The sequence below is a fragment of the Edaphobacter sp. genome, from assembly GCF_035532915.1.
Classification (GTDB): domain Bacteria; phylum Acidobacteriota; class Terriglobia; order Terriglobales; family Acidobacteriaceae; genus Edaphobacter.
The window spans coordinates 1-11,660 of record NZ_DATKQC010000100.1 but is presented as its reverse complement, the minus strand read 5'-3'; the positions used below and the strand labels follow the sequence as shown (position 1 = coordinate 11,660).

Annotated in this window: 10 protein-coding genes; 7 read left to right on the top strand and 3 right to left on the bottom strand. The window is 61.6% G+C overall.

All coding sequences use genetic code 11. The features are described 5' to 3' along the window. On the top strand, positions 1 to 659 hold a 659-nt coding region (locus VMU57_RS05170; protein WP_325381505.1), incomplete at its 5' end, for an FtsX-like permease family protein. 95 nt (positions 660 to 754) lie between these two features. Here the strand turns inward: VMU57_RS05170 and VMU57_RS05165 are convergent. Then, the gene (locus VMU57_RS05165; protein ID WP_325381503.1) at positions 755 to 1,447 is read right to left on the bottom strand and encodes a DUF2461 domain-containing protein; all 693 of its coding nucleotides are present in this window, start codon (positions 1,445 to 1,447) and stop codon (positions 755 to 757) included. 218 nt (positions 1,448 to 1,665) lie between these two features. Here VMU57_RS05165 and VMU57_RS05160 point away from each other — a divergent pair, with 218 nt between their 5' ends. The 5 genes from VMU57_RS05160 to VMU57_RS05140 all read left to right on the top strand — a co-directional run bounded on the left by VMU57_RS05160 (position 1,666) and on the right by VMU57_RS05140 (position 8,871). Beyond that, entirely contained in the window at positions 1,666 to 2,586 is a 921-nt protein-coding gene (locus VMU57_RS05160) for an SPFH domain-containing protein (RefSeq protein ID WP_325381501.1), read from the top strand. A gap of 369 nt (positions 2,587 to 2,955) precedes the next feature. After that, positions 2,956 to 3,369: a hypothetical protein gene (locus VMU57_RS05155; protein ID WP_325381499.1), complete on the top strand. Its 414-nt coding sequence runs from the start codon at positions 2,956 to 2,958 to the stop codon at positions 3,367 to 3,369. Positions 3,370 to 3,425: 56 nt separating this feature from the next. Next, positions 3,426 to 4,688 carry a TolC family protein gene (locus tag VMU57_RS05150; RefSeq protein WP_325381497.1) on the top strand — a complete coding sequence of 421 codons (1,263 nt, stop codon included), beginning with the start codon at positions 3,426 to 3,428 and terminating at the stop codon, positions 4,686 to 4,688. Further along, positions 4,685 to 5,785, top strand: a complete 1,101-nt coding sequence (locus VMU57_RS05145; RefSeq protein ID WP_325381495.1) for an efflux RND transporter periplasmic adaptor subunit — start codon at positions 4,685 to 4,687, stop codon at positions 5,783 to 5,785. The genes VMU57_RS05150 and VMU57_RS05145 overlap by 4 nt, the downstream gene beginning before the upstream one ends. A gap of 2 nt (positions 5,786 to 5,787) precedes the next feature. Beyond that, the gene (locus tag VMU57_RS05140; protein WP_325381493.1) at positions 5,788 to 8,871 is read left to right on the top strand and encodes a CusA/CzcA family heavy metal efflux RND transporter; all 3,084 of its coding nucleotides are present in this window, start codon (positions 5,788 to 5,790) and stop codon (positions 8,869 to 8,871) included. Here VMU57_RS05140 and VMU57_RS05135 read toward each other — a convergent pair whose 3' ends face one another. Both VMU57_RS05135 and VMU57_RS05130 read right to left on the bottom strand, forming a co-directional pair. Continuing rightward, on the bottom strand, positions 8,872 to 9,675 hold the full coding sequence (locus VMU57_RS05135; RefSeq protein ID WP_325381491.1) for a hypothetical protein: 804 nt from the start codon (positions 9,673 to 9,675) through the stop codon (positions 8,872 to 8,874). Between the two features lie 67 nt (positions 9,676 to 9,742). After that, positions 9,743 to 10,873 (bottom strand): glycoside hydrolase family 130 protein, encoded by a 1,131-nt coding sequence (locus VMU57_RS05130; protein WP_325381489.1) that lies wholly within the window; start codon positions 10,871 to 10,873, stop codon positions 9,743 to 9,745. Between the two features lie 177 nt (positions 10,874 to 11,050). On the opposite strand from VMU57_RS05130, the gene msrB reads away from it, so the two are divergent. Then, a complete protein-coding gene (gene msrB, locus VMU57_RS05125; RefSeq protein ID WP_325381487.1) occupies positions 11,051 to 11,656 on the top strand; it encodes a peptide-methionine (R)-S-oxide reductase MsrB in 606 nt (201 codons plus the stop codon). Positions 11,657 to 11,660 lie beyond the last annotated feature (4 nt).

Genomic DNA, 11,660 nt, shown 5'->3' with positions numbered 1-11,660 from the left:
AGATGCTGGGAGATGGCCCGGTGAAGGACACGGTGATCGGCGTGGTGGGAGACGCGCACATCAATGCGCTGAACGACGACGATGCCACCGAGCAGTATTGGGCGGCGCAGGCGGAGGACATGCCGGATATGGCGATGATCGTGCGGGCGAACGGAGAGCCGGGTTCGCTGACGCCAGCGGTGAAGGCGATGAGCGCGAGTCTCGATGGCTCGCTGTTTCCCGAGGTGCGGCAGCTGAAGATGCTTTATCGCCATAACCTGGACCAGATTGAGATGGTGGCGGCGACGGCGAGTCTTGTAGGGCTGGTCGCGGTGTTGCTCGCAGCGGTGGGGATCCTTGGGCTGGTGGCGTTTGTGGTGACGCAGCGCACCAAGGAGATTGCGATTCGCATGGCGCTGGGCGCGCAGCCGGGCGCGGTGCTGGCTGCGGTGCTGCGACAGTTTCTTTGGCCGACAGTGGTGGGGCTGGCAGCCGGAACAGGATTCGCGGCGTTCGGGTCAAAGTTTTTGCGGGTCGCGCTTTATGGAGTGAGTAATCTCGATCCGGCAAGCTACGCGACGGCGATTGTGGCGCTGTCGCTGATCGTTGCGGTGTCGATGCTGCTGCCTGCGGCCAGAACGCTGCGGCTGAATTTGGGCACGATTCTGCATCATGATTGATGCCGACGGCCCGCGTCGGTGGGGTTGAGGTAGAAGAACAGGCAACGGTGAAATACAGGGTCTCTGCGTTTTGGTCGAGATGACGCGTGGCTGGGCTAGAAGAGCGGTTTGCGCGGTTTGGGGATGAGTGGCGTGTTGAGCAGCGCTACGATGGGCGCGGCGAGTTTGAAGTGTGTCACCACGTCTTTGACCAGCGTTGGGCGTAGCGCGAACTCGGCGGGGAGCCGCGCGATGACTCCCCATTGCTTGCAGAGGAGAAGGTCCATCGCCGGGTCGTCGACGGCGAAGCCTTTGGGCGCGCGGGTAAGGCGCTGGCCGTCGATGGGCTGCATGGCCGCCTTCAGCTTTTTAGCTGCGAGCAGATGACGCATCTCGGAGTGGTGATCGACGAGGTAGCGGCGGATGGCGAGCAGCTGTTCGCGCTCGGGCATGAAGGTGCCAGCGGCGATGGTGATTTCGGTGCCGCTGACGTCGAAGTAGAAGCCGCCGCCCGAGGTCTTCTCCAATCCCTCCCGCGCCCACCATGCGCCCTGGTGAATCTTATAGGGACGCTTGTCTTTGCTGAAGCGAATGTCGCGGTAGATGCGCATGATGGCCTTCTGCGGGGCGCGGACGTTCTCAGGCGCGAAGTCGACCATGGCGTCGTTGATCTCGGCGACGAGCGCCAGCATGGGGGCCTTCAACTCGCGCTCGTAAACATCTTTGCGTGCGGCGAACCACTCGCGGTCGTTGTTGCGCTTGAGACCGCGCAGGAACTTCAGGGCTTCGTTGGAGAAGTGCGTCGCCATGGTTTTATGCTAACTCGCGCATGCTGACATGGGCTGTCATTGGGGTGGAAGCGTGGTCAAGGCGAAATACAGGGCCTCTCCACTGCGCTTCGCTTGCACCCCAACGAGCAAGCTCATCGGGGCCTCGCATTTCCGGTCGAGATGACGTGCGGCGGGGGCCTGTCGATTAATTTCTCGAAACAGGTTTCCTGTATTCTCGCTGCGAGGCCAATTCGCACATGGAACCGTTGAATACTTTTCTGCTGGTTGTTCTTTTTATCGTCGCCATCGCTGTGCTGGTTACTGTTCTCAAGACCCTGTTTACCGTCCGCACCTATACGGCGGGCGTGGTCGAGCGCTTCGGCAAGTTCAACCGCATCGTGCGGCCCGGCCTGCATGTGCTGGTGCCTTATGCCGAGCGCGTGTTCGTCGTCGACCTTCAGGTGAAGCAGGCACAGTTCTCGGTCGAGACCAAGACGCATGACAACGTGTTTGTGCAGATTCCGGTATCGGTGCAGTACCAGGTTCTCGATGACAAGATCTACGACGCGTTTTACAAACTGAGCGCGCCGCAGAAACAGATTGAGTCGTTCGTCTTCAACAGCATCCTCGGGCATGTGCCGAAGCTCTCGCTCGACGAGACGTTTGAGCAACAGTCGGGTATCTCGATCAACGTGAAGACCGAACTGGATACCATCATGTCGGGATTTGGCTACAACATCCTCACGGCGCTGGTCACGGACATTGTTCCTGACGTGAAGGTAAAGGCCGCGATGAATGACATCAACGCGGCGCAGCGGGCGCAGGTGGCGGCGCGGGCCCGGGGCGAGGCCGACAAGATCCTTAAGGTGAAGCAAGCTGAAGCCGAAGCGGAGTCGAAAGCGCTGCAGGGCAAGGGCATCGCGGCGGAGAGGCAGGCGATCATCGACGGGCTGCGGGCTTCGATCGAACACTTTCGCGAGTCGGTGCCGGGCAGTACGTCCGAAGATGTGATGGCGCTGGTACTGCTGACGCAGTATTTCGACACGCTGCGCGACATCGGCACGCGCAGCGGCTCGAACACGATCTTTCTACCCAACAGTCCCGGCGCGGCCAATGATTTTATGACGCAGATTCTTGCCGGACTGCGCGGCAACAGCGGCCTGTCTTCGCATTCGTAGGTCTGGCTCACTTCAATGCATTCCGCATCATAGCGAATGCACTCATCAAACCCCGGAGAAACGCACGTTAATGGCTTTCACGGCAGCAAAGCAGTGAGCCTCTATAGCTATCGGTGGCTTCGAATTCAACCTCTCCCGCTGCCACTTCGGTCGAGATGACGTGGTGAAGGGTGTCTAAGCATTTATTGGAGGGGCTTGCTAAACCTTCACCAGTCTCTGCGCGAACGCACGTCCTCTCGAGCGGAACGCAAGCCCTGTATGTCGTGTCTGTTCTCGCCTTCACCAGCTCTCACTTCAACGCGGCGAGCCCTTCGCACCGCCCCGTTCAACAACGCTCTCTCGTGCCGATTGTGCTATTCTCGGCCAAGAGTGGAGCTTTTTCTCAATCTCGCCTGGGCCGCACTGTCCCTCTTCCTCGTTGGTGGGTGGGTGTGGGCGATCCGCAAGGGGCACACTGAGTTTCAATGGACCACTCTGGTGGCGCTGATGCTTCTGCTGGTGCTGCTGTTCCCGGCCATCTCGATGACCGACGACCGCGTCGCCATGAGCACGCCGATCGAGCTCGAGCACATGATGCGAGCGAGCGAAGCTCCGCATGGCCAGATCGGCGTCCTTGGGCTGTTCAGCCTGCTGGGGGCAATCGTTCTGGTCCTGCTGAACATGGCCGCGCCGCTGTTCTATTCACGCCTGCGTCCGCGCATCTTTGCCGCGAGGCTTCTGGCCGGGTTCATCCGCGCCTGTGGCGTTCGACCGCCCCCTGTGGCTGGCCTTCTCTCCTGTTAGCAGAAGTTCGTCTTTATACATTCCTCACATAGCTCAATCTAAACTCTGAAGGCAGTATGACGCAGAAAATTTTCTACGTGCTGTGCGCCATCTCGATGGCATGGCCGTCTCTCGCAGCTCAATCGCCCTCTTCGCCGCCGACTACACCGATCACGTTGCAGCAGGCGGTCGATCGCGCCGTGGCCGACAATCCGTCGTTGGCTTCGGCACGCGAACATCTCTCCGCGGTGCATGCCACCGTGCTGACAGCCGAAGCGCGGCAGAACCCGACGCTGACCCTGCTGGGCCAGGGGGTGACGCTGCCGGAGGTCAACAACAACGGAGGCAATCCTTATTACTACTCGGCCAACGTGTCACGGCTTTTCGAGCGCGGACAGAAGCGGCGCTGGCGGATGGAGGGCGCAAACGACACGGCGCTGGTGACTGAGAGCCAGTTGCACGATCAGGAGCGGCAGGTGGTGCTGAGCGTGCGGCAGGCGTTCACCAACATGCTCGCTGCCAAGGCTGCCGTGGGCATTGCGGAAGAAAACCTCACCGACTATCGCAAGACGGTCGACCTGAGCAAACAGCGGCTGGATGCGGGTGACATTACGCGGACGGACTTCGAGCGGATCGATCTGCAACAGGCGCAGTTCGAGTCTGACGACGACTCGGCGCGGCTGAACCTGCAGCAATCGAGCGCGCAGTTGCAGCAGCTGCTGGGCGTCGATCATCCATCGCCCACGTTCGACGTCACGGGAACGCTGGAGCCTCCAGCGCTGACGCTGACCATGACCGACGCCGAGAACCGCGCCCTGGCCGCACGTCCTGACTTCCAGGCGGCGAAGCAGTCGCTGCTGTTGTCGCAGGCGAATGCGCGCTTTGCTATCGCCAACGGCACCGCCGACCCTACGCTTGCAAGCGAGTACGAGCGCAGCGGCTCCGACAACACCTTCGGCGTGAGCCTCGCGATTCCGCTGCGCATCTTCGACCGCAACCAGGGCGAAAAGGAACGCACGCGCTACGAGATCGACTCGAGCCGGTTCGCCGTGGTGGCGGCGCGCAACCAGGTCGTCTCCGACGTCGATCAGGCGTGGCTTGCGCTCGACACCGCGCAGCACCAGGCGGTGCGCTACAACACCCACTACCTTGCCGAAGCAGGCCGCGTGCGCGACAACCTGCAGTTCAGCTATCGCAACGGAAACTCGACGCTGCTCGATTATCTCGACGCATTGCGCGACTACCGCTCCATCCATCTCAGCAGCCTTAACGCCAATGTTCAGGTGTGGCTTGCCATTCACCAACTCAGCTACGCGACCGCGACGGACATCCTCCCATGAAAATCTTGAAGCCACGCATTGAAATTCTGTCAGCCCTTGCACTTGCCGTCTTTCCCTTGACGGCCTGCAACCACACTCCCCCGGCGGCTGAAAAGCAGCCCACCAACGTCGGTGTCCAGAGCGCCGTGGTGCATCCGACCGAGAGTACCGATTATCTTGAGGTTCCGGCGCACATCATGGCCGACCCGGCGCACGTCGTCCACATCTATCCTCCGCTCAGCGGACGCATCCTCGGCCTCAACATCCTGCCCGGACAGAATGTGGTGAAGGGGCAGGTGATCGCGCAGTTGCAGAGCAACGATATTGCGGTGGCGCGCTCGGACTTCGAGAAGGCAAAGATCGAGGTGATCCGCGCGGACGGCGCGCTGGCGCGGGGCAAGCTGCTGCTGGCGCACGATGTGCTCTCGCAGGCGGACTTCGCCGAGTTGAAGGCCACCGATGAGGTCGCGCACTCGGAGCTGGAACGGGCACGGCAACATATCCGCGAGCTTGGCTTCGCCGAGAACAGCGTCTCGGACACGGTGGCGCTGCGTGCGCCGATCTCGGGCGTGGTGCTCGACATTGGCACGGCGACCGGCGAGATGCAGCGCTCGCTCGACAACGCGACGTCGATTGCAACGATTGCAAATCTGGACACGGTGTGGGTGGTGGGCGACGTCTTCGAGAAGGACCTGGCCTCGGTTCGTCCGGGCCGAGCGGTCGATATCGTTGTGCCTGCCTATCCTGACCTGAAGCTGTCGGGCCACATCCAGAACGTCTCCGACGCGCTGGACCCGACGACGCACACGCTGAAGGTGCGCGTGGTTCTGAGCAATCCAAAACATCAATTGAAGTCCGATATGTTTGCCACCATCCGCGTGGCGGGCGTTCCCCATGCGACCTACCTTCTTCCTGCGACAGCGGTGCTGCACGAGGCCGACACAACGTTCGTCTTTATCGTCAACGCTGCGGGAGGCTTCGATCAGCGCGCGGTGACGGTGGGCCGCACGCTGGAGTCGGGCACGGTGAAGAACATCGAGGTCCTTAACGGTCTCAACGACGGCGACAAGGTCGTCACAGCCGGCGGCGCATTGCTTCGCCCCACGAGCGGAGACTAAGCGTGCAGCCACTCATTCGCCTGTTCATTCGCTATCGCGCCATCATCCTGATCCTGTTCTTCGTCATGCTCGCCCTGGGCGGCTTCCTGGTGACGCGCCTCGATATCGAGGCGTATCCCGATCCCTCGCCGCCGCTGGTCGAGATCATCACGCAGAACCCTTCGTGGTCTGCGGAAGAGATGGAGCAGCAGGTCACGGTTCCGGTTGAGACCACCATCAACGGCACACCGCACCTTAGCCAGGTGCGCTCGATCAGCATCTTCGGCCTCTCCGACGTGAAGCTCTACTTCGACTTCGACAGTGATAGCTTCCGCGATAGGCAGGAGGTGTTGAACCGTCTGCAGACGCTGACGCTGCCCAACAATCTGCAGCCACAGCTCTCTCCGTGGTCGCCGATCGGCGAGATCTATCGCTATCAGCTGGAAGGCCGCGGCTATACGCTCAACGAGATCAAGGCCACGCAGGACTGGCTGGTGCGCCGCGAGCTGAAACAGGTTCCCGGCGTCATCGACATCACCACCTTTGGCGGAACGACGCGGCAGTACCAGATCGAGGCCGATCCCAACAAGCTGCTGAGCTACGGCGTGACGCTGCCGCAGGTCATCAACGCGGTGCAGTCGTCGAACGCCAACGCAGGCGGCAACTATTTGCAGCTCGGCAACCAGAACGTCAACGTGCGCGCCGTGGGACAAGTGCACACGATTGCCGATATCGGCTCCATCGTGGTCGCGGAGAAGAACGGCACCCCGATTACGGTCAACGATATCGGCAAGGTGAGCGAGGGCTTTCAGCCACGGCTGGGGCAGGTAGGACGCAACAAGCAGAACGATATCGTGCTGGGCATTGTGCTACTACAGAAGGACGAGAAGTCGCTGCCGACGCTGAAGGCGCTGAAGGAAAAGATCGCCAGCCTGAACTCGGGCAGCCTGCTGCCGCCGGGAATGCACATCAGCACCATCTACGACCGCACCACTCTCATCAACCAGACCACCCACACCGTGCGTGACATCATCATCACCGGGTTAATCCTGGTGACGCTGGTGCTGCTGTCGATGCTGGGCGATCTTCGTATCACCTTCATCGCGGCGGTCACGATTCCATTTGCGGTGCTGTTCGCCTTCGGCATGATGGTGCTTGCGGGCCGCTCTGCTAATTTAATTTCGATAGGCGCGATCGACTTCGGCATTCTGGTCGATGCGTCGATCATCGTGCTCGAAAGCATCTATCGAAAACTGTCGCGGCGTATCGAAGGCGAAGAGACGGGAGAGCTGATCGTCGAAGGCGTCACCGACGCGGCGCGGCCTGTGCTATTTTCGACCGGGATCATCGTGGTGGCGTTCATTCCGCTGTTTACGATGCAGGGCGTGGCCGGGCAGATCTTCTCGCCCATGTCGGTCACGTATGGCTTCGCGTTGCTGGGTGCGCTACTGTTTGCGCTGGTCTTTGCGCCGGTGCTGGGCTACCTGACCGCGCCGACGGTGCAGAAGGTGGGCGACGGCTATACGTGGCTGAGCCGCTCGCTGCGCAGGATCTACGAGAAGGTATTGCATCGCGTACTGCGCTATCCGAAGTCCGTGTGGATCGGCGCGGCGGCGATGCTGCTGGCGGGTGTGCTGTGCTTCATCTTTGTCGGCGGCGAGTTTATGCCTCCGCTCGAAGAGGGCAACCTGTGGATTCGCGCCACGCTGCCGCAGGACATCTCGTTCGACACCGCAGCGACGATGGCGAACCAGATCCGCGCTGTGATCGACGAGTCGCCCGAGGTAACGCAGACGGTCTCGCAGATGGGCCGCCCCGACGACGGCACCGACGTCAGCACCTTCAACAATATTGAGGTGTCGGTCGCGCTGAAGCCTGCGAACAAGTGGCGGCCTGGATTGACCAAGCCCGATCTGATTAATGAGATCAACAACCGACTGTCGCGCTTTCCCGGCATCGAGTTGAACTTCTCACAGAACATTCAGGACAACGTGGAAGAGGCCATGTCAGGCGTGAAGGGCGAGAACTCGCTGAAGCTCTTCGGCGACGACTTCGACACGTTGACCAGTCTCGCCGACAAGATCGAAACGGTGATGAAGTCCGTTCCCGGCGTGGCTGACGTTGGCGTCTTCAAGGTGGGTGGGCAGCCGTCGCTCATCATTCAAACGGACCGTGCCAAGGCCGCGCGCTACGGTGTGCTGTCGGCGGACATCAACGCCGCAGTGCAGGCAGCTATCGGCGGCGCGCCGATTACGCAGGTGATCCAGGGCGACCGTCGCTTCGACTTGACGGTGCGCTATCCCGAGGCTGATCGCAGCAGTCCCGACGCGATTCGCGCCATCCTCATTCCCACTGCCGACGGCGGAAGCATACCACTGGGGCAGGTGGCCGATGTGAGCATTCGCGAGGGCAGCTTCATGATCTATCGCGAGGGAGGACGCCGCTACATTCCGATTAAATTCAGCGTGCGGGGACGCGATCTATCGACCACGATCAGCGACTTGCAGGCGCAGTTGCAGGAGAAGGTGAAGCTGCCGACGGGCTACAACTACACCTGGGCAGGAGAGTTCGACTCGCTGCGCAAGGAGCAGCGACGGCTCGCCGTCATCATTCCCATCTCACTAGCGATCATCGTGGTGCTGCTCTACATCCAGTTCAACACATGGAAGGACGCGTTCATCATCATCGCAACGCTGCCGTTCTCGGCGGTGGGCGGCGCGGTCTCGCTGTTCGTGACGCACACGCCGTTCAGCATCTCCGCCGCGGTGGGCTTTACGTCGCTGATAGGAGTGGCAACGCTGGGCGCGGTCGTCTTTATGTCGGGCGTGCGGCGAGCGCAACGCGAGAGCATCACCGAGGACGGATGCACCGACAAGGGACTCGAAGAGGGCTGCATCGACGAGATGCGGCCAGTGGTGATGGCGTGCCTCGCGGCGGGACTTGGGCTGCTGCCTGCGTCGCTGTCGAACGGCATCGGCGCGCAGGCGCAGCAGCCGCTGGCCCGCGTGGTGGTGGGAGGAATGATTACCACCATCATCAGCATCCTCTTCATCCTGCCGCTGCTGCTTCGCCAGAAGCCGAAGCGCAGGGAGGACGAGACGGCGTAGTTACTGCGTAGCAGGGCTGCTCGGAGGCAGAATGCGAGAGGTGACTTCGAGCCTATGGTAGCTGCTGTAGCGAGCATCGAAGGCCCATACGGTCTGGTTGCCGTCGAAGGTTGAGATCGCTGTCGAGGCGATGGTCGTTGGCATCCAGAAGGTGCGCGCATCGAGAAGCACGGGAGCGTAGTCGATCGTGATGCGCCATACGCCGACCGTCTGCGGAAGGATGGTGTGATGCGGCGCAATCAGCTCCATGCGCTTGACCTGCATGGTGGCCGGGTCAATGAAGACTCGGCCGCGGCTCTCTTCGGTGAGCAGACAGTTGGCGTGCCTGCCCGGCAGGGTAGCGAATTGAATGACGTAAGGCTCGCCCGGCAGCGTCGGCTCGAGAGCGTAGCTCATGCAGGATCTCTGGCTGAGGCTGACGACATCGAGGCCGCCGGAAAAGACGCCGCCGAGAATGGCTGGGCCCTGGATCTGTTTCCCCTCGACGGACGTTCCGTTGACCGCCGTGGCCTCGCGCGATTCATCCAGCGTCGCCGCGCTGCCGGGATGCGTCACACGCTGTAGCCGGAAGATCGAGTCGTTGACCGAGAACTGCCGCTTGCCAGCATAGGCCTGCGAGGAGACGATGTGCTCGCTACAGAAGAAGTCGGGAACCTGTGCCTCGTAGCGATGAAGATTGCTATCGAGTTGCTGCAGCACATCATCGAGCGTGGGCGATGAAGCGGTTTGCGCGAGCGCGGCAGCAGCTAGAGCGAGAACACTGAGCAGCGCGATGACGGCGATCCGATTAACTCTGGCTTTCATCCGTCCCCCTGGAGCGCGACTTCGGGAATCAGAAAAATGATATGCCATGCGGGCCATGCGCAGTTCGCTAAGGTGCAGGCCGCTCGGCAACAGCGACTCCAACGAAGGAGTCGGCGCAGCCATAGTAGAGAAACCACTTCGCCTTGAAGACGACCAGCCCCTCGGCAAAGGTCGTTCCGGTGGGGTACTGCCCGCTGCGCTCGAAGGGAAGCTCAGGACGGAAGACGGGCTCGTCGGTGCGCTTCAGCAACTTCGCCGGATCGTCCGCAGAGAAGAGCGCCTCGCCGACTGAGTAAGCGCCGGGATCGAGTCCTGCCGCACCGTGGCCTGCGCCGTTCTTTCCGTTATAGATCAGCACGATGCCGTTCTTCGTCATCACTGCCGGAGGGCCGACCTCGGGGAAGCCGCTGTCGAAGAGGTCGGCGCGGCGCTTGAGCAGAACTACGGGATTGCCCTTCGCATCTTCGATTGCGGTCCAGTGGATGAGGTCCGGCGAGGTCGCGAGATGAATCTCCACCTCGCCCCAGTACATCCAGAATTTGCCGTGAATCTTCGCGGCGATGAGACGGCCGTCGACGAGATGCGTGACGATGCCGGAGGACTTGTAGCTGTGAAAGGCGGGACGATCGCTCGGCGGAAATGCAGGACCGTACTTGGTCCAGTGGACGAGGTCCTTCGACGTGGCAACGCCAATGCTGGTGGACTTGCGGTTCCACTGCGTATAGGTCAGCACATAGCTGCCATCGGGGCTCTCAACCACGCGCGGATCTTCGACGCCGCCGGGCCACTCGCGGTCTTTCTGCGCATCGTCGGCGGCATAGAAGACGGGCTCGGCGCTGCGAACGAAGTGAACGCCGTCGTCGCTTGAGGCCAGCCCCAGCCGCGAGGTGTGCATGCCGATCACCTTTGGCCCGGTATCATCTTCGGCGCGATAGATCACATAGATCTTTCCGTTGCGCACGACCGCCGCCGGGTTGAAGGTGTTCGACGCCTCCCAATGCACCGGCCGCCGCCGCAGCGGATCGAAGAAGACCGACTGCGGGTTGGGCGTAATCACCGGCGCGGCGACAGGCCGGTGAAAGGGACCGATGGTCCAGCCCTGCTGCTGACACAGCGCGGCCGAGGGAGCGATCAGCATGACCAGCAGCGCGGCAGACCGTGTCCTCTGCGCGAGCGGCTTGATTGCGGCGAATCTCATTTGGGCAGCCATCGGATCAATATAGTGCACGCGGCGCATTCTTCAAGAGGCGCGCCGGAAATCCAGTATTGCGTCGCGGCCGTAATCTATTCAGCGGGTGTGCGTCATATCCAGCGCGTAGAGTTGTTCGTGCCGACTAGTGTCACAACAGGCATCGGGCGCCACGGAGGGATTGCAATGGACGACGACGAGAGAAGCAGACAGAAAACGACAACGACGTTAAGCCGCAGGAAGTTTCTCGGCGCGTCCGCCGCGGCGGCAGCGGGAGTTTGGATCTGGTCCACGCGCGGCTCGCGGACGGTCGAGGCGAAGGACTCCGCGCCACCTCCGAAAGAAGTCAGGATCGTCATGTTCTCCGACACCGGGCAGCGGCTGCAGACCGAGACCGTGCCTACCATTGTGAAGAGCGACGCAGAATGGCGGCAGCATCTCACCCCCGACGCCTTCGCCGTGACCCACCATGCCGATACGGAGCGCGCCTCCTCCGGCCAATACTGGAACGATCATGACAAGGGGCTGTATCGCTGCATCTGCTGCGACACGGCACTCTTCAACTCGGACACCAAGTTCGAGTCGGGCACCGGCTGGCCCAGCTTCTGGCAACCCATCGCCAAGGAGAACGTGCACGAGATCTCCGACAACAGTTGGGGTATGGGGCGAATCGCCGTCGCCTGCCGCCGCTGCGATGCGCATCTCGGCCATGTCTTCGACGACGGGCCACGGCCCACCGGACTTCGCTACTGCATGAACTCGCTGTCGCTGCGCTTTGTGAAATTTGCCTGAGCAG

What these genes read in the sequence shown, in the direction of transcription:
- VMU57_RS05165 (WP_325381503.1), bottom strand. Translation starts at nt 1,447, where the DNA reads ATGGCGACGCACTTCTCCAACGAAGCCCTGAAGTTCCTGCGCGGTCTC.
- VMU57_RS05160 (WP_325381501.1), top strand. Translation starts at nt 1,666, where the DNA reads ATGGAACCGTTGAATACTTTTCTGCTGGTTGTTCTTTTTATCGTCGCC.
- VMU57_RS05150 (WP_325381497.1), top strand. Translation starts at nt 3,426, where the DNA reads ATGACGCAGAAAATTTTCTACGTGCTGTGCGCCATCTCGATGGCATGG.
- VMU57_RS05145 (WP_325381495.1), top strand. Translation starts at nt 4,685, where the DNA reads ATGAAAATCTTGAAGCCACGCATTGAAATTCTGTCAGCCCTTGCACTT.
- VMU57_RS05135 (WP_325381491.1), bottom strand. Translation starts at nt 9,675, where the DNA reads ATGAAAGCCAGAGTTAATCGGATCGCCGTCATCGCGCTGCTCAGTGTT.
- VMU57_RS05130 (WP_325381489.1), bottom strand. Translation starts at nt 10,873, where the DNA reads ATGAGATTCGCCGCAATCAAGCCGCTCGCGCAGAGGACACGGTCTGCC.
- msrB (WP_325381487.1), top strand. Translation starts at nt 11,051, where the DNA reads ATGGACGACGACGAGAGAAGCAGACAGAAAACGACAACGACGTTAAGC.